Origin of the sequence: Idiomarina sp. UBA3176 (genome assembly GCF_002364295.1) — a bacterium.
Taxonomy (GTDB): domain Bacteria; phylum Pseudomonadota; class Gammaproteobacteria; order Enterobacterales; family Alteromonadaceae; genus Idiomarina; species Idiomarina loihiensis.
On the sequence record NZ_DEXU01000015.1, the window covers coordinates 29,643 to 46,456 of the forward strand.

The window sequence follows — 16,814 nt, forward strand, 5'->3', positions numbered from 1 at the left end:
TAGATACGCTGGTCTTTCCGTTCTGTCGTCATGCTTTTTCTCTATGCTGATAATTTACGCATTGCCCATAAACCAATAACGGGGCCGGGCAGTAAAAGCCAGGTTACCCATTCATTATGTATAGACCAAAAATTGCTGGTTAGCCATATTGCCGGTAGTGTTAAAGAAAAGCCAATGGCATTCATTATAGCCAGTGCCGAACCAATATTCTCCTTTGGCGCAAACTGGGCGGCTAGTGCCGAAAATTGTGGGGAGTCGGCGATAACAGTCAGTCCCCACAGTAGTAATAAAGCGAAAATAAACCCTGCCGGAAGCTCTGTCATTAAAGGGTATAGTAAGCAAATAGCACCGGAACTGAATAAAGCCAGTCGGGCAACGCGTAAACCGCCTATTTTTTTACTCATGATACCGCCGCCAATGCAGCCCAGGCTACCAATAGCAATAATGCTAAAGGCCAGCCAGGGCACTGTGCCTAACGGCACGTTGAGAGTCGCTAATGGGTGCAATACCAACAATGGTGTCAGCATCCAAAAGGCGTAGAGTTCCCAGGCATGACCAAAGTAGCCTATTGCTATGGCACGAAACTTAGGTTGGGTTAATGCGCGTAATCCGGAACGTAACGTTTGGGGTGTCGCTACGCTAGGTAAATGAGGCCCACTACCAAGCCAGCCCACTAATAAACCGCCAAGCAATGCCAGTATTGACGAAGTTAAAAGAGGAATTTCCCAGGAAAAGTCCAGAGTAATGCCACGCATAAGATGTGGTAGCGCTGTTCCGAGCGTTAGCATGGCTAATAACCAGGAAAGGGCACTGCCAGCGTAGCGTGGAACCCAGGATATCACCAGTTTCATTCCCATTGGGTAAATTCCTGCCAGGCAAAGTCCGGTTAAGAAGCGCAGCAACCAGGCTATGCTGGCGATATCAACGGTAAGGATAAAGAGTGCATTAACGACTGCACCAAGCATGCTTGAGAACAGGAAGATCTGACTTGCCCGGTAACGATCAGCCAACCCGGTTAATGCCTGCGTCAGAGTGCCGATAATAAAGCCCAGCTGCACGGCAAGTGTTAGAGCGCCTAAGTCTGACTCAGTAAGTTGCTGTTCTGCCGATAAAGGATGCCAGACTCCGTTAATGCTGAACCACAAGGAAGTACCGAGTAATTGAGAGAGAATAATTAAGGGTAAAGCGAGTTTCTGGTGCAGTTTGATATTGCTTAGCATGGCGCCGTTAATGACCTCTTATAGGAGGTTATTTTTATCGGCATTACATTACCTTAGTTAACGAACTAATGCGACGTTGGGGTTTTTTCTGTGATAATTTACGTTGAAAACCCTATTGTTAAGACAAAGAGCCATGCTAAAAAAAGCTGAAATTAACGAGTTAAAAGTGGCGCTGACCTGGCCTGAGAATGCCGCAGAGTTCCGGCTGTGGTTTGGCGATAAAGTTCGGTATGGCAGCCCGGCGGATGCTATCTGGCAACAAATTAAAGGCAACGAACGCGGGACTTTTACGTTTTATCAGAATGAAGAGCTGGTTGGTTTTGCTCAGGCCTATGAAAAAGTCGAGAACGGTATTCACATAGCCTGCCTTATTGTTAACCCGAAAGTTAGAGGCCAAGGCGTTGGTCGGTTGTTTGTAAAAGCATTACTGGAAAATGCCTGGGCGCAGCAGCAAACCCGGTTTATTACGTTGAATGTATATCCTGAAAATATCCCGGCCCGGTCACTTTATAAAGATTTGGGATTTCAAGAGGTGGGCGAGAATAATGATATGGTCTCTATGCGGCTGGAGAGAGAATAATTCAAAAGGCTTTGCTCTGTATTTAAGATAAACTGGTCGTTATTGGTCAACACTAAATCTATGCATACGGGCTTCCCATGACAGAAAATGAATTACATCGACGCCGCTTAATTTCAGCAAAGCAGTCTGAAGAATCTATTGCCAAAATAGAAGGGCAAGGCTCGTATAAGTTGGCATTTGCCGACCATGAATTTTTACTACAGGACAATTTGCGCGCGGTACGCTTGCAACTGGAGTATTTAAAGCCTCAGTTAACCCTGGAAAAGCATCAGATAGACGCAACCATTGTTGTGTTTGGTAGTGCACGATTTTTATCGCCTGAGCAGGCGCAGCACGATGCTCGTATGGCCGAGCAGGCGTTAGAAGAAGAACCAGATAATGACAGCTTAAAAGGTAATTTAAAGCGCGCTCAGCGGGCATTAAAAAACAGCGCTTATTATCAGCAGGCAATGGACTTTTCTCGTATTGCCACTGAACATAACCTGAAGCACAATGAAGAAAACCTAATGATTGTCAGTGGCGGTGGTCCCGGTATTATGGAAGCCGCTAACCGGGGGGCAATGGAAGCGGGAGGCGAAAGTATCGGGCTGAATATCGTACTGCCTCATGAACAACGACCAAACCCATATATAACGCCTGAATATTGTTTCCAATTTCATTATTTCGCCATTCGCAAAATGCACTTTTTGCAACGAGCACGTGCGTTGGTTGCTTTTCCCGGCGGCTTTGGAACACTGGACGAGTTATTCGAGACCTTAACTTTGGTACAAACTAAAAAGTCCGAACCTGTACCTATCGTTTTGGTCGGTTCTGAGTTTTGGCGTCGGGCAATCGATTTCGATTTGCTGGTAGAAGAAGGCACTATTGCAGAATACGACTTAGATTTGTTCCAGATTGTGGATAGTGCGGAAGACGCGTGGCAGGCTATTTGTCATTGTTATGACTTAAAGAACGGGAGCAAAGGTTAACCTGCTCCCGTTGTGGTTGATTTTATTAAACCATAGGTTTCGTGCTCTTGCCGCTTTCGCCGGTTCGGCGCCACAAGCTAGTGATGCGTGCAGAGCGGACGATAAGCCAGGTCATGGCGAATAAACCAAGGCCTAAACCAAGTGCTAACCAGCGGTTATAAACGGTTGCTGAATAGATACCGCCATTGCCAACGGGCACAACTTCTTGTGGCATTAACGGAAGGCCATGTCGTGTGGCCATATCTTTAATGCCACTAAAGTGAATACCCGGAATATCTTCTTGCAGGAAATAGCCCATCATGGTGTCGACAGCAAAAGCTCGTGAAGGAGCGTCCCTCTGAAGACCAGACTTGAACATATCATCAATACCGGGAGGGCCTACTATAGTTGCGCCACCACCAACATTTATGAAGGCTTTGTATTGACGGTCAGCTGAATATTCACGAAATATGGCAATACGGTCAGCGACGGCTTCCTGGTAGCTTGCAGGATCAATAAAATTGATACCGGCTCTTTCTATTGTATTTCGTATTGAGGTAATGCCTTCTTCGGGGATACCAATTCCCCGATCTTCAATACCTCCAATAGAAGCGTAAACGGGTTTTGAACTGAGTACGCCGGCTTCGCGGAGTTCTCGCTCCATATCAAGCCATAGAAAGTTGGGTACGTTTCCGCCCCACTGCGAGGATGATGCGGAAGCGATAATAATCGCTTCTGCTCCCATCGCTTCGATAGCTGAATAGACGGCCAGGTTCATTGCCGGAAAGGAGCCTGATACCGTAACTGCAACTAAATCTCCTTCCTGCACACCAGCATCTGCCATTAATTTGACCGCGACCGCTGCCCAGTTAGGGTTAACAGTGGTTTGCTTGGATTCGCGACTACCATGGTTAGTGGTAACAATACTGTTTTCCAAACCAACCATGCCAGAGCGTTGGGGGTCGAACTCCGGGTTAATTGGAGCCAGTTTTGCGCGTAACGGTTTAAGAACCTGCATACCTTCACGCATTATTTTTGACGCATTAACCATGGTTGCGTAATTGTCATCAACGACGGGATCGCGTTGTTTTATATTTTCCGCAGAAACCATAACGATTACTGACAGTACGATAAGAAAAATAAGTCCCCAGGTTGGTACGCCCGACGAACGCCAATAAATCTTTGTAAAACTACTCATGATTCGTCCTCCTGTTACCAGCCTGGCATCTGAAATGCTTGGCTTGCTTCGTACATTTGTAATGATTCGGGCATAATGATGATAAGTGCCAAGCGGACCAGTACCGCAGTTACTGCGAGTCCGCATAAGGTCTGCAGTACGCCTTGCCGATCAAACCAAATAGCGATAAGCCCGGGAATAATGTAGCCGACGATGCTACTTTCCATAATCGACATCATAAAGCTAGATTCAAGAGTGGCAACTTGAGCCTGTGCATCACCACCGCCTGCTATCATTTGCAAATCTACCCAGTTAACAATGTTACCAAGGAATAAATCCATCAAGCCGGCAATGAGATAACCGGTAAGAATCATGATAATGGTTTGGCGACGCCCATAAATAATAGCGAAGCTGGCAATAACTCTGACAATTAGGTAGGTAATAAGCGCCGCAACAAGCGTGATAGCCAAGCTTAGAGGATCAGTCAGTTGCAATGCAACATAACCGGGAACAACCAAGCCGCCGGCGGCTAAACCTAATGTTTGTGTGAGTAACAAAGTAAAAAATAAACCGACACCAATGGCAACGGCAAGAATGTTTAATGCAATCATAAATCTTCCTCCTTGATTGCCCGGTTCTGGAAGAAACGAGCGACTTCTTCGCCACCTCCGTGAATGTTGCACATACCGACAACTAATGCGCTGCTGCCGGATTCTTCTAAAATAGTTTCGGTAATTTCGGTCATCTCAGCATTTTCCATAACAAGTAGCTTTTCGGGGTCAAGGCCGTATTTCACGGCATTACGGACGAAAATAAAGGTTCCTGAGCCCATCAGCAGATATTTATCTGCCGGACTCCATTTGACGATGTCTTCGGCCATTTGCTGAGAGCGGTGGGGGCGGTCAGCCCTGCAGTTGATCAAAACAATTTTACGTCGCTCTTCGCCATGTTTTTCCAGCATATTTTCCCAAATGCGTCCTGTAGACTCAGGGTCATTGGCTGCAAAGGCGTTGACGAATACAATTTCGCGCTTGAAGTAGTTAACGTGAAGAACCTGCATGGCACCCGCTTCCGGCTCTAATGCAACCATGCCATCCAGAGCTTTTTCCCGGTCAACACCAAGGTGCTGGCAGACATTCAGAGCTAAAGCAACATTTTCGGCGTGCTCTGCGTAACGGAAACGCTTCATGGTGTCATCGGTAATAGCGTTAACTTCGTCCTCGGTTACGCCATGCAGTTCACTTTTACGGTCGTTACATGAATGTTTAAACACATCCAGTAAGTCGCGTTCGGCGGTGAATAAGTCGCCTTTTAGTGGGGTGCTACCTGCCAGAGCTAAGGCGACATCGTTCTCTCCGGGGCCCATAACATCTAAATGGTCGGCACGGGCATTGGTAATAACACCAACAGTTGAGCGAACCATTCGCAATTCACTCAAAGACTGATACTGAGGCTGCAGTGCCATACATTCCATAACCACAATTTCAGGCTTTAATGCTGCCATTCTTTTGAGTGTGCGCATTTGTTCAATAATATTTGCACCGCTTATTCGGTAAATAGGAAATTCGCGACCATCCGGGTCGGTAATAGCTGCTGCAGAACCAGTTGTTTTAGCACAAATGCGTTTACCACCACTGCGTAATCCTGCCGCAATTAACCGGGTAACGCTGGTTTTTCCCCGAGTACCATTTACATGGACTCGCACTGGAATTTTACGGACAAGTGCCCAATGGCGAACGGCCTCAAAAGCGCCGGCTATCACCAGAACAACCCACAGTGCAGCCACGATAGCGAGCATGCTGGGTATTTCCACGAGAATCCTCCTGAATTAATTCGTTTAAAACGGGACTATAATTACAGACTATCCCTTAATAGTGCTATTGTTTTTAGGGATCTTTACAAAAGGGTAATCCAGAATGCTTAAAACACGAACAACAGAAATAAAGTGGGGCGTTATTTTTATTATAGTCAGTATGTTGTGGGTATTAATAGCAAGGCTAGTTGGTCTTCATGACAATTACATTGCTTACCATTCAACTTACTCGAACTTCTTTGCACTTATTGCTATCGCCATTTATGTATTAGCACTTAGAGAAAAACGAGAAAAAGATCTTAACGGATCAATGACCTGGAAACAGGGGTTTATCAGTGGTCTGATTATAGCCATTGTGGTGGCGGTTTTAACGCCAATTAGCCAGTGGATAACACACGTTATTATTTCACCGAATTATTTTGAAAACGTTAGTAACTTTGCTGTTAATGAAGGTGGAATGGACGCTGAGCAAGCAGAAGTTTATTTTACTTTAGGTAGCTATATTATTCAGTCAATGCTTTTTGCCCTTGTTGTCGGCACCATCACGGCAGCAATAGTCGCGATATTTATGAAAACACCGCAACTTGACGATAATTAATTCGCTTTTAAGATTGGCCGGAGTACGTCAGCCCGGCCATCAATTTCGGTGAGCAGCTCTAAATTGAGTAATTCTGCCAGCATTGGGTATATATGGATATTCTCAAAACGCTCAATTTGCTGGCCACGATGAAAACCGGTTCCGGCTGCAACAAAAAAGCCGTCCATATCGCGGGTGCCGTAATACCCGTGAGTGCCGCCGTCTGACCACTGATCACGCGGCCGTGTAGCGAAGCTGGTAGGAGCATCCGTTGCTAAAACAATGGCAGGAACCCGTGGGCTATTCACGAAATGCCGCTGAGCCAACGCTGCTTCCGATTCTGTATAAAAGGGGGCATCAGCCATTTGGTTCAGGCGTTGTCGGAGTGAGTCCACTTGCTTGTCCGAAGTCTCCTCATTTGCGTAAATAAGCAGTCGAGTTTGTGCATTCACAACGTTAAAAAGCTCTTCATCAATATTCAGCTCATTAACATCAATCATCTTGTTGGCCTTTATCGGCGCCATGCCGTGGTCAGAAACCAGAACCAGATTAACCGGCGCATCCACTTCCGTTTGCATTCGCTGCCATAACTCGCCAATAAGCTTATCAACGTGCTGAACTGCACCTTTCACTTGTTTAGCGCCCGGGCCAAACCGATGACCCATGGTGTCAACGACAGAAAAATAGCCAGTAACCAGTCTTGGACGCGCTTGCTCCGGTAACTTTAACCATTCAATAATTTGGTCTACTCGTTGGCTATTAGGAACCGGTGTACTGTAATGATAGAAGTAACTGGGCGTCCGGCCATTAATGCGGGCATCAGACTCAGGCCAGAAAAAGGTCGCCGCTTTTACGCCCTGAAATTCGGCAAGGTTCCATAGGGGTAAAGCGGTAATCCAGCTACTGTCCTCTAAGCCGTCGCCCATGCTGTACTTTTGCTGGCGTTCGGTATCGTAAAAATTATTATCCACCAGGCCGTGATTAGTGGGATAACGGCCGGTGATAATAGATAGATGATTTGGGAATGTCTTTGACGGATAAACAGGAATAAGCCCTTTACTGCGCACACCGCTTTTAGCTAATTCTGCAATGTTTTTGGCGTCATGTTTTTCAATATAGTCGTGACGAAAGCCATCAATTGAAATAAGCACCACAGTTTGTTCATTACTTTTCCCGAAAGTAAATGACGAAAAAAGAACAAGGCAGACAGCTAAAAGCGTTCTCATAGTAATTTCCGGTATCCGATTTTAGACCTTTTTAACAAATTCAGATTTCAGTTTCATTGCACCAATACCATCAATTTTACAGTCGATGTCATGGTCACCATCAATTAAACGGATATTCTTAACTTTGGTACCGACTTTAACGACCGATGATGAACCTTTAATTTTAAGATCTTTAATGACAGTGACAGTATCGCCGTCTTCCAGTGGTGCACCGTTGGCATCGCGAAAAGTGGGTGCATCGTCAGTTGTTTCTGGCTCGTTTTCAGACCATTCGTGTCCGCATTCAGGACAAACTAATAAGGTACCATCGTGGTAGGTGAAGCTTGATTTACACTCAGGGCAGGCTGGGAAGTCGCTCATGTCAGATCCTTTTGAGGAGATGAAAGCGTGCGATTATAGCCTGTCAGAGCTGTCGGCGCACTAGACAAAAATTAATACCACTAGTGTTGTGACAATGGCCAGCAAAATATTCAGTACCAGGCCTTCTTTCGCCATGTCTTTTATAGTGACTCTATTAGAGGCAAAAACAATAGAGTTTGGCGGTGTGGCCACCGGCATGCAAAAGGCACAACTGCAGGCAATAACCGCCGGTATCATGAGTAACTCGATAGGTAACTCAAGTGCTGTTGCCGTGGCAGCCAGAATTGGCATCAGTAAGGTGGCAGTTGCTGTATTGGAGGTGACTTCTGTAACGAAGGATACGGTCAGACTCAAAACAAAAATCAGTAACCACAATGGCAGGGCGTCCAACGTCGTGAGAGACTGACCAATAAGTTCGCCAAGCCCACTTTCCATAACGCCGCGGGCTAAGCAAATACCGCCGGCAAATAATAGCAGAATGCCCCAGGGAATATCTCTAGCCAACGGCCAGTTTAGCAGTTTCTCGTTTTGCGCATTTCCGGTAGGAATAACAAACATAGAGACAACGCCGGCCAGGGCAACGGTCGCGTCATTGAGGTTGCCAACGCCAAGCAATCCAGTCCAGCCGCCAAAGGGAGCGGTACGTGTTATCCACAAAACGACGACAGTACCAAATACCATCAGCACGCGCTTTTCGTAGGTTGTCATTTCACTGGTGGTTGGCCACTCAAGTGGCTTTGACAGTTTGACGTTACGCGTTAACCAAAGTGCGATAATAGGTAACCCCAGCAGAACCATGGGTAAACCAATGCCCAGCCAACGGGTAAAACCGAATTCTACGCCGGTAATATTCTGGTAAATAGACGCAAAAATCAGATTTGGTGGTGTTCCTACTAACGTCGCGACGCCGCCAAGTGAGCCGGCGTAGGCCAGGCCTAACAGCAAAGCCCGCTGGAAATTTTCGTCGTCGCTGGCATCGGCCAGAGCTAAAGCAACGGGTAAAAGTGCTAAAACACTCGCTGTGTTCGATATCCACATGGACAGAAAGGCGGTTGCTGCCATAAAGGAAATAACCACTTTGCGACCATTGTCAGCACCAATGCGGGCAATCAAAGACAGAGCCATGCGTTTATGAACACCGCTGGCTTCAACGGCTTTGGCCAGCATGAATGCCCCCATAAACAACAGAATGATGTTGTCGCCTAAAGCGCCTGCGGCGGTTTGTGTGTCGATAACCCCAAACGTTGGAAGCAACACAAAAGGCAGTAATGAGGTGACAGGTAAAGGGATGCACTCGGTTACCCACCACCAGGCCACCCAGACAACGGTGCTTAAGGTTAGAGCCGCGGGTAACGGCATGTTTGCCAGTTGTGTTGTGAGTAATACAATAAGGGCGGTTATGGGCCCCAGTGCTAAATGTTTCATTAAGTGGTTGTCACATCCAGTTCATCTTTTACCCTGTAAGATAATAGAGAAGTGACTGAATCACCAACGAAAGAAAAAAGGGCAACCTATGAGTCAACAACTCGTGCGTTCCACCTCGCTGGCCGGAGCTATAGTTTTAGGGCTGGGTTCCATTTTAGGTACCGGTGCGTTCGTTAGTGTGGGTATTGGTGCGGATATTGCCGGTGGTGCCGTTTTATGGGCCATTCTCATTGCGGCAGTAACGGCCTTATGCAATGGTCTGTCTTCGGCTCAGTTAGCTTCCGCACACTCAGTAAGCGGCGGTACCTATGAATATGGTTACCGGTTTCTGACCCCGGCTTATGGCGTAACGGCGGGCAGTTTGTTCATAGTAGCAAAAAGTGCGTCAGCGGCAACTGCCGCCCTGGCGGTAGGCTGGTACGTAACGAATGTCATGGCAATACCGGAATATCTCGCACAGTGGATAGCCGCCGCAGTATTGGTGCTATTTACGTTATTAGTACTGGGGGGCGTTAAGCGCACAAACTGGGTTAATGCAGCCATTGTTACGGTGAGCATAGTGGCTCTGCTGGCTTTTATTATTACAGGTCATCAACAAACCGCCGTTGTTGTTGAGCGGGCTTCGGTCGAGTGGTGGCACGTTTTGCAGGCGGCAGCTCTGCTTTTTGTTGCCTACACAGGTTACGGACGTATTGCCACCATGGGGGAAGAGGTACAAAATCCGCGTCAGGTTATTCCGCTGACCGTTATTTTAACTCTGGCGGTTGTGACGCTTCTGTATTTGGGGGTTGGTAGCGCTCTCTTGCATTTTCCCAGCATAGCGGACTTCCAGGCGGAGCACTTCTCTTTGGCGAGTTTGTTGCCAACTGGACCGATACAATGGTTAGTGGCCGTGGGTGCAGTGGTCGCTATGGGCGGAGTTATTCTCAACTTAATTTTGGGGGTGTCGCGGGTGGTTCTGGCCATGGGCCGCAGAGCCGATTTGCCAATGCGCTTTGCTAACTTAAATGACCAACAAACCTCGGCGCCACCGGCAACCTGGTTAACTTGTTTTGTCATGCTAGTGTTGGTCGCAATTGGTGATATAAAGACCGCATGGTCGTTCAGTGCCTTCACGGTTTTAGTGTATTATGGCATCACGAATTTAGCGGCACTGAAGGTCACAAAAAGTGATCGTTTTGTGCCTAAATGGGTATCCATACTAGGTTTAGTCAGTTGTCTTGGGCTGGCCGTTTTTGTTCCCTGGCAGGTATTGTTGTCAGGGCTTATTTTTATTGTCGTAGTTCTGCTGATACATCAGCTGAGACGCTAAGAGGTAACCATGCGAGATATTGTTATTCTGCACGAAAATGAAGAGTGGCTGGTGCCACTAAGAGCAGAGTTTGAGAAGCGCGGTGTGCAAGCCAAAGAATGGTTCCTGGATACGGGGGTTATACCTTTTTCCGAGCTTCCGGAAGATGCGGTTTACTATAATCGTATGAGTGCCTCCTCGCATACAAGAGGACATCGTTTTGCACCGGAGCTGACTCGCATGGCGTTAACCTGGTTGGAAAACAGTAATAGAACCGTGGTTAATGGTACCCGGGTGCTGGCGCTGGAGGTGTGTAAGCTGTCGCAGTATGCGGCATTACAAAAAGCCGGCCTTAACGTGCCTAAAACACAGGCTGTGGTGGGGAAAGAGCTGCTGACCGAGGCCGCTGAGAAATTTGCCGAGTGGCCATTGATTTTAAAACCTAACCGCGGTGGTAAAGGCTTAGGTGTTATTAAGTTTGATGATGTTGCTGGCTTAAAGAGCTACATAAACAGCGATGATTATGAAGAGCCTTTAGATGGCATTTGGCTGTTACAGGAATATATTCAGCCAAAGCAACCGCATATTACGCGCAGCGAGTTTGTCGGGCAGAAATTTGTTTACGCGGTTAACGTTAATACTGAGCAAGGCTTCGAGTTATGCCCTGCCGATGTTTGCAGTGTGGATGATGCGTTTTGTCCAACCAGCGAAGCGCCTGCTGATGGCAATCAACCCAATAAATTCACTATTACGCAGCGCTTTAATGACCATGAAATTATTTTTGCGCTGGAAGCCTTTTTAAAAGCCAATGATATTGATGTGGCTGGCATTGAGTTTATCGAAGACGCAAAAGGCGAGCTGTACGTTTACGATGTGAACACCAACACTAACTATAATCAAAGTGCAGAACGCGAAGCGGGTGTTAAGAAAACAGGCATGGGCGCGTTAGCGGATTACCTTATTAGCTTAGCGCAATAAGGCGGCCCAGAAAAAATGGCCCCATAAAAATGGGGCCATAACAAATGCAGGGAGGGATTGCCTTTTAGAAAGTGTATTCCACACCGAAAGAAGCGGTTTGAGGTTTGTTCGGACGCGCGCCATGTGGTGAGCGAGCAACGATCTTCTGTTGGTCGAATAGGTTCTCAACTTTGAAATAAACCGCCATGTTGTTGTTCATTTCGTAGCGGCTGACAAAATCGGTGACAAAAACAGACTCCGTTTTGTCAAAGCGGCTGTTGCTTCGGTTGCAGCCGGTGCTGACGCACATTTCGTCAGCATATTTGGCGACAACATAATTTAGCCATCCTTGTTGGTTATCGAGTGCAATACGCATACTGAACATGTTTTGTGGAATGTCAGCTAACTCGTCGCCGTCAAGGTTATTAAGGTTGTCTTCGCTAATTTCACCCTTGGTATAGGTGTAAGTGACATCAATAGGTATTAAGAAACTTCCTGCTTCAAAGGTATTGCTCGCCTGGAATTCCAAACCGCGAACTACTGACTCACCCAATACGTAGTTACCCGATTCAGCACCGTTGTCACAAGGGTTAGCAATTGAACATTGCTGGGTGGTGTCGCTAAAGTCGCTATAGAAACCAATAGCTTCCGCAAAGAAAGAACCTTGGTTAAAACGAACGCCGGCTTCGTAGTTGTTACTGGTTTCTGGTTCCTGGAACTCTTTGGCACCGCCGCCTAAAGGAGAAAAACCTTTATGTGCGCCGGCCAGTACCTGCCAGTTATCGTTTACGTCATAAGTGAAGGATACGCCCGGCAACCACTCGTCGCTGTCGTTTGAACGCGTGCTGTCCAGTTGCTCGCGAGCCGTATCAGCAAACTGGTAACGGTAAGACTCTACGTCTTCATAACGTAGCGCAAAGTGTACATTAAAGTCTTCTGTTGCCTGCCACTGATCTGTCAGCCAGAGGCTGATTGCGTCAGCGCCTTCTAAACGGTTATTGCCGCCGGTAGGCATAACTTCGCCCTGGTAGACGAGGCTACCGTTAACCTGATCATAAATTTCAACTGGCTGGAAACGATCCATTTCGTCACTGTGGTCACGAACACCCACTTCCAGGTTATGAGTTCCAAAAATAAACTGAGCATTGGCTTCAATGCCTTTTGATTCATAAGCACGGTTGTTGTTTTTGTAGTTCAGACCGGCTTCGTCCTGAGTGCCTCGCAAAATAGCCAATGCCTCGGCGTCACCGCTGTTAGCTGCACTGACGTATGCATTACCGCCATCCAGTTTGAACCAGTTGCGAGCATAGTCGTTGTAATAGCCTAAAATACTGAAAGTCAGATTATCCGTCGCTTCAAACGCGTAGTTTAAGCTGTAGCCTTTGTGCGAGTTATCCATCTGGTCAATCTCAGACAGCCCGTAACGGCGGTTTTCATTCTGAGCGAAATCTTCATCGGTCAAACCGAGATAAGTTTCGTTTGAGATTTCTTCTGAATATTGAACTTTGGCCAACAAGCTCTGGCGCTCGCCAGTCCACTGCAGTTTTGCAACGTAGTCTTCAATATCAAAACCGGCATCGCGGCTGCTACGGTCAATTTCTTTGAAGCCGTCACTGCTGCGTTGAACGGTTTCTAATAAAAAGCCCCACTGGCCTTCCGTACCGCCCACATGAGCGTGAATGTCACGGCTGCTGTTTTCGCCAAATTCAGTTAGTACCTGGCCGCCAAAGTCTTCCGGAACGGGTGTTGTCACCAGGTTTAGAACTCCGCCGGTTGTCTGTGGGCCGTAACGCAGTAAAGGAGCGCCTTTTAATACTTCAACTGATGACATACGGAAGGTGGTCGGGAAGTAGTAGGCGGCCGGGTTTGAATAAGGTGCCGGAGCCATCATGACACCGTCTTCCAGCAGCGTGACCTTGCTGACACGCCCTGCTGTTGCAGCACGAATACCGATATTCGGACGTAGGCCTTCGCCATCTTCTTCACGGACATAAACACCCGGGATGGTTTTCATTAACTGGTTGATGTCGCTCGGAACTTCAATGCGCATCTGTTCTTCGTCAATGACGGCGCTGGAGCCGGCTACATTGCGGGCGTCTGTTTTACTGCCAATAATTTTGATTTGCTCGATATCAGTATCGCCGTTGGCGTTATTGGCCATAGCGGGAGTTGCAAGAGCGGCCAATATGGTGCTGGCTAAGATCGTTTTCTTCATAACGGACTCGGTTCACCTTTATTAAAAAATTATTTTAGATTAATTAAATTCGAGGGGATGATAATTAAAATAAGAATGATTCGCAATAATAGATTCCGTTGTTTTTTGATCTAGCTCTTGATTCTGGCGCTGCTTCCACAGATTTGAAAAAGACTTGGAAGAATTAATGCAATTACCAGCGCGATCTATAGAATTCTAACTTAACGGTTAAAAATATAAGGATGGCAAGTATGCCCGCGATACATATGAAAGGAAGTGTCTCTATTCTCGTTGTAATGCTGCTGTCAGGTTGCGCCCTGTTAACTCCGAAAGAGCAAGTGCCGACATATTACCAGTGTGGTGCCAGCGAGCTCAGTGTACTGCAAAAAGAAAACGGTGTGCTGTTAAGTTACGGGTCGCAACAGGAAGAGTTACCTCGGGCTGTGAGTGGCTCCGGAGCTCGTTACTCAAATGATAAAGATCCATTAACTCAAGTCTGGAATAAAGGTAACGAAGCCGATATTACCTGGCGGGGTCAGGAAATGCCGCTGTGTGTTGAGCAAGGCACTTTACCCAAACACTTTACGGCAAGAGGTAATGAGCCTTTTTGGCAAGTGGCGGTAAATCCACAGCATATGGCACTGACCACTCCTGAGAGCGAAGCAATTATTGATTTAGTCGCAGCGGAGGTTGTTTCTGAGCAACCTTATGAATGGCGTATTGAGTCGACGACCGATAAACATCTTATTGTTATTGACAGACTATGTCGCGATTCGATGAGCGGACGTTTATATCCATACCAGGTCGACTTACAAGAATCTGACCGCATGTATTCTGGCTGCGGTGGCGATAGCGAATGGTTACTTCAGGGGGCTACCTGGGAGCTCTCTGAATTTGAAAGCCATGCGATACATTCTAAGCCGGCAACCATTCAGTTTTTGAAAGACAGCCAGCTTGCCGGTTTTAATGGTTGTAATCGTTATTTTGGGAACTACAACATGGGTGGAGAACTCGCTCAAATTCGTATTACAGGAAGCACAAAAATGGCGTGCAGTGGCGAGGCTAACGAACTCTCGCAAGAGTTCAGCAGTGTTCTGGAGCGAGTTTATCAAGTGAATATTGATGATAAAGGGCGCTTGATATTGAGCACTCGTGGGGGCCGTCAAATGACATTTAAGCAACAGAGCGAATAACGGCAAAAGGGCGCCACCATGCAATTAAAAAAGTACACAGATTACGGTCTGCGAGTTCTTATGTATCTTGCTGCAAAAGAGGATACGAAGCGCGCCACTATTGATGAGTTGAGCGGCATATTCAATGTTCCCCGCAATCACTTAAATAAGGTCGTTCATCAATTAGGCAAAGAAGGTCTAATTGAAACGCGTCGTGGTAAAAATGGTGGCTTCCTGTTGGCTATTAAGCCGTCTGATATCCGGCTGGATAAAGTCATACGCAGACTGGAGGGTGATGAGTACTGGGTCGACTGCCATAAACCCGAGTGCGCTATTTTTCCTGTTTGCGAGCTGAAACATGTGATCAATCAGGGGAAAGAAACCTTCTACGACTTTCTGGCGGGCTATACTCTTGCTTCATTAGTAAGTAATGATGCACAAATTAGAGAGTTTTGGGGGACCCCTATTCCGGTAACTATCGACAAAGACTGACTTTTTGTCTCAATGCTGGTCGCTGCCGTTGCAATTGGTTAGAGTTCGGAGTATCAAAGAAGAACAATAACCAGAATGAAGATTAGGGGGAACTATGCTGAAAAAGATAGCTATCGGATTGACTGTCGCTTTAGCCGGGCATTCCGCTCAAGCCGGTGAATGGCTGCACTGCGGAAACGTTTTTGATAGTGAGAGTGGTCGTCTGGCTGGTGAGCGTTATATTGAAGTTACTGACAACAAAATTACCGCTGTAAAAGTGAACCGACCCGGTGATGATGCTTCGATTACCGACTTGAGTTCTCATACCTGTTTACCCGGTCTTATCGACTTACACGTGCACCTTGACGGTCAGTCCGGGCCGAATTCATACATAAAACAGTTTACAGAAAACCCAGCCGATCTCGCTTTAACTGCTCAGCATTACGGTATGAAAACGCTGAATGCGGGCTTTACCACGGTAAGAAATCCGGGTGACTCTTATAATGTAACTATTGCTCTGCGCGATGCCATCAATGACGGTGTCGTTGATGGCCCCAGAATTTATTCTGCGGGCAAATCGTTGGCAACGACAGGTGGGCATGCCGACCCTACTAATGGTTGGAAGGAAGAACTCATGGGGCGTCCCACACCAAAAGACGGTGTCATTAACAGTGCGGCGGGCGCACGTGAGGCCGTACGCCAGCATTATAAAGATGGAGCTGATTTCATCAAAATTACCGCAACAGGTGGTGTTTTAAGTATGGCCAGTAGTGGCGATAACCCACAGTTTACCGATGATGAATTAAAAGCTCTGGTGGATATTGCTAACGATTATAACTTTCACGTTGCAGCCCATGCTCACGGCAAAGCCGGTATGTTACGTGCTGTAAAAGCGGGGATCACCTCGGTGGAACATGGCACTTACATGGATGACGAAGTGATTGCTGCAATGAAAGAGCATGGTACTTATTTGGTTCCGACAATTATGGCCGGTAAATTTGTTGCTAAGAAAGCTGAAATTGACGGCTATTTCCCCGATGTTGTCAGACCAAAAGCACGTGCCATAGGACCCCAAATTCAGGACACTTTTGCTAAGGCTTATAAGGCTGGTGTGAACTTTGCTTTTGGCACCGATAGTGGTGTTTCAGTGCACGGCGATAACGCGCTTGAATTCCAGTACATGGTAGAGGCTGGCGTATCGGAAGCAGAAGCGATCCAGTCAGCGACTAAAACGGCAGCAAAGTTACTGAAAAATGAAAATATTGGTCATCTGGAGGAAGGTAAACTGGCCGATATTGTTGCCGTAAAAGGGAATCCGCTGGATGACATCACACTATTACAAAATGTGAGTTTCGTGATGAAAGACGGCAAGGTTTATAAGCACCAGTAAGGCACCCCGGAAGG

16 protein-coding genes are annotated in these 16,814 nt (G+C 46.9%); 8 read left to right on the top strand and 8 right to left on the bottom strand.

Features of this window, described 5'->3' with window-relative positions:
* Nucleotides 1-41: 41 nt before the first annotated feature.
* Entirely contained in the window at nucleotides 42-1,220 is a 1,179-nt protein-coding gene (locus tag B2U97_RS06110) for an MFS transporter (RefSeq protein WP_286823109.1), read from the bottom strand.
* 133 nt (nucleotides 1,221-1,353) lie between these two features.
* On the opposite strand from B2U97_RS06110, the gene B2U97_RS06115 reads away from it, so the two are divergent.
* Entirely contained in the window at nucleotides 1,354-1,800 is a 447-nt protein-coding gene (locus tag B2U97_RS06115) for a GNAT family N-acetyltransferase (RefSeq protein ID WP_286823110.1), read from the top strand.
* A gap of 77 nt (nucleotides 1,801-1,877) precedes the next feature.
* Nucleotides 1,878-2,768, top strand: coding sequence for a TIGR00730 family Rossman fold protein (locus tag B2U97_RS06120; RefSeq protein WP_286823111.1), 891 nt, complete (start codon nucleotides 1,878-1,880; stop codon nucleotides 2,766-2,768).
* Between the two features lie 25 nt (nucleotides 2,769-2,793).
* Here the strand turns inward: B2U97_RS06120 and pgsW are convergent, their stop codons facing one another.
* The 3 genes from pgsW to pgsB are packed head-to-tail and all read right to left on the bottom strand — an operon-like array spanning nucleotide 2,794 to nucleotide 5,737.
* Nucleotides 2,794-3,945 (bottom strand): poly-gamma-glutamate system protein, encoded by a 1,152-nt coding sequence (gene pgsW, locus B2U97_RS06125; RefSeq protein ID WP_011235628.1) that lies wholly within the window; start codon nucleotides 3,943-3,945, stop codon nucleotides 2,794-2,796.
* A gap of 14 nt (nucleotides 3,946-3,959) precedes the next feature.
* Nucleotides 3,960-4,535: a poly-gamma-glutamate biosynthesis protein PgsC gene (pgsC, locus tag B2U97_RS06130; protein ID WP_011235627.1), complete on the bottom strand. Its 576-nt coding sequence runs from the start codon at nucleotides 4,533-4,535 to the stop codon at nucleotides 3,960-3,962.
* Complete coding sequence (gene pgsB, locus B2U97_RS06135; RefSeq protein WP_011235626.1) at nucleotides 4,532-5,737, bottom strand: poly-gamma-glutamate synthase PgsB; 1,206 nt, start codon at nucleotides 5,735-5,737, stop codon at nucleotides 4,532-4,534. Before pgsB ends, pgsC begins: the two co-directional genes overlap by 4 nt.
* Before the next feature lie 103 nt (nucleotides 5,738-5,840).
* Here pgsB and B2U97_RS06140 point away from each other — a divergent pair, with 103 nt between their 5' ends.
* Entirely contained in the window at nucleotides 5,841-6,335 is a 495-nt protein-coding gene (locus tag B2U97_RS06140; RefSeq protein WP_011235625.1) for a DUF4199 domain-containing protein, read from the top strand.
* Here B2U97_RS06140 and B2U97_RS06145 read toward each other — a convergent pair.
* Genes B2U97_RS06145 through B2U97_RS06155 form a run of 3 tightly spaced genes read right to left on the bottom strand, consistent with a single transcriptional unit; the run spans nucleotide 6,332 to nucleotide 9,325 of the window.
* Complete coding sequence (locus B2U97_RS06145; RefSeq protein WP_286823114.1) at nucleotides 6,332-7,540, bottom strand: ectonucleotide pyrophosphatase/phosphodiesterase; 1,209 nt, start codon at nucleotides 7,538-7,540, stop codon at nucleotides 6,332-6,334. The two genes, B2U97_RS06140 and B2U97_RS06145, sit on opposite strands and share 4 nt — an antisense overlap.
* Nucleotides 7,541-7,561: 21 nt before the next feature.
* A complete protein-coding gene (locus tag B2U97_RS06150) occupies nucleotides 7,562-7,900 on the bottom strand; it encodes a zinc ribbon domain-containing protein YjdM (RefSeq protein WP_034822721.1) in 339 nt (112 codons plus the stop codon).
* 60 nt (nucleotides 7,901-7,960) lie between these two features.
* Nucleotides 7,961-9,325 (bottom strand): SLC13 family permease, encoded by a 1,365-nt coding sequence (locus tag B2U97_RS06155; protein WP_286823115.1) that lies wholly within the window; start codon nucleotides 9,323-9,325, stop codon nucleotides 7,961-7,963.
* Nucleotides 9,326-9,413: 88 nt separating this feature from the next.
* Between B2U97_RS06155 and B2U97_RS06160 the strand changes: the two genes are divergently transcribed.
* Entirely contained in the window at nucleotides 9,414-10,637 is a 1,224-nt protein-coding gene (locus B2U97_RS06160) for an APC family permease (RefSeq protein WP_286823116.1), read from the top strand.
* 9 nt (nucleotides 10,638-10,646) lie between these two features.
* A complete protein-coding gene (locus tag B2U97_RS06165; RefSeq protein WP_011235620.1) occupies nucleotides 10,647-11,594 on the top strand; it encodes an ATP-grasp domain-containing protein in 948 nt (315 codons plus the stop codon).
* 64 nt (nucleotides 11,595-11,658) lie between these two features.
* On the opposite strand, the gene B2U97_RS06170 is transcribed toward B2U97_RS06165, so the two are convergent.
* Nucleotides 11,659-13,788: a TonB-dependent receptor family protein gene (locus B2U97_RS06170; RefSeq protein WP_286830350.1), complete on the bottom strand. Its 2,130-nt coding sequence runs from the start codon at nucleotides 13,786-13,788 to the stop codon at nucleotides 11,659-11,661.
* A gap of 230 nt (nucleotides 13,789-14,018) precedes the next feature.
* Between B2U97_RS06170 and B2U97_RS06175 the strand changes: the two genes are divergently transcribed.
* The 3 genes from B2U97_RS06175 to B2U97_RS06185 all read left to right on the top strand — a co-directional run bounded on the left by B2U97_RS06175 (nucleotide 14,019) and on the right by B2U97_RS06185 (nucleotide 16,800).
* A complete protein-coding gene (locus B2U97_RS06175; protein ID WP_034822711.1) occupies nucleotides 14,019-14,960 on the top strand; it encodes an META domain-containing protein in 942 nt (313 codons plus the stop codon).
* 18 nt (nucleotides 14,961-14,978) lie between these two features.
* Entirely contained in the window at nucleotides 14,979-15,431 is a 453-nt protein-coding gene (locus tag B2U97_RS06180; RefSeq protein ID WP_034822709.1) for an RrF2 family transcriptional regulator, read from the top strand.
* A gap of 94 nt (nucleotides 15,432-15,525) precedes the next feature.
* Nucleotides 15,526-16,800 carry a metal-dependent hydrolase family protein gene (locus tag B2U97_RS06185; RefSeq protein ID WP_286823119.1) on the top strand — a complete coding sequence of 425 codons (1,275 nt, stop codon included), beginning with the start codon at nucleotides 15,526-15,528 and terminating at the stop codon, nucleotides 16,798-16,800.
* Nucleotides 16,801-16,814: the final 14 nt, after the last annotated feature.

Coding starts and splice junctions, on each gene's coding strand:
- B2U97_RS06110 (WP_286823109.1), bottom strand. CDS start 1,220: ATGCTAAGCAATATCAAACTGCACCAGAAACTCGCTTTACCCTTAATT.
- B2U97_RS06115 (WP_286823110.1), top strand. CDS start 1,354: ATGCTAAAAAAAGCTGAAATTAACGAGTTAAAAGTGGCGCTGACCTGG.
- B2U97_RS06120 (WP_286823111.1), top strand. CDS start 1,878: ATGACAGAAAATGAATTACATCGACGCCGCTTAATTTCAGCAAAGCAG.
- pgsW (WP_011235628.1), bottom strand. CDS start 3,945: ATGAGTAGTTTTACAAAGATTTATTGGCGTTCGTCGGGCGTACCAACC.
- pgsC (WP_011235627.1), bottom strand. CDS start 4,535: ATGATTGCATTAAACATTCTTGCCGTTGCCATTGGTGTCGGTTTATTT.
- B2U97_RS06140 (WP_011235625.1), top strand. CDS start 5,841: ATGCTTAAAACACGAACAACAGAAATAAAGTGGGGCGTTATTTTTATT.
- B2U97_RS06145 (WP_286823114.1), bottom strand. CDS start 7,540: ATGAGAACGCTTTTAGCTGTCTGCCTTGTTCTTTTTTCGTCATTTACT.
- B2U97_RS06150 (WP_034822721.1), bottom strand. CDS start 7,900: ATGAGCGACTTCCCAGCCTGCCCTGAGTGTAAATCAAGCTTCACCTAC.
- B2U97_RS06155 (WP_286823115.1), bottom strand. CDS start 9,325: ATGAAACATTTAGCACTGGGGCCCATAACCGCCCTTATTGTATTACTC.
- B2U97_RS06160 (WP_286823116.1), top strand. CDS start 9,414: ATGAGTCAACAACTCGTGCGTTCCACCTCGCTGGCCGGAGCTATAGTT.
- B2U97_RS06165 (WP_011235620.1), top strand. CDS start 10,647: ATGCGAGATATTGTTATTCTGCACGAAAATGAAGAGTGGCTGGTGCCA.
- B2U97_RS06170 (WP_286830350.1), bottom strand. CDS start 13,788: ATGAAGAAAACGATCTTAGCCAGCACCATATTGGCCGCTCTTGCAACT.
- B2U97_RS06175 (WP_034822711.1), top strand. CDS start 14,019: ATGCCCGCGATACATATGAAAGGAAGTGTCTCTATTCTCGTTGTAATG.
- B2U97_RS06180 (WP_034822709.1), top strand. CDS start 14,979: ATGCAATTAAAAAAGTACACAGATTACGGTCTGCGAGTTCTTATGTAT.
- B2U97_RS06185 (WP_286823119.1), top strand. CDS start 15,526: ATGCTGAAAAAGATAGCTATCGGATTGACTGTCGCTTTAGCCGGGCAT.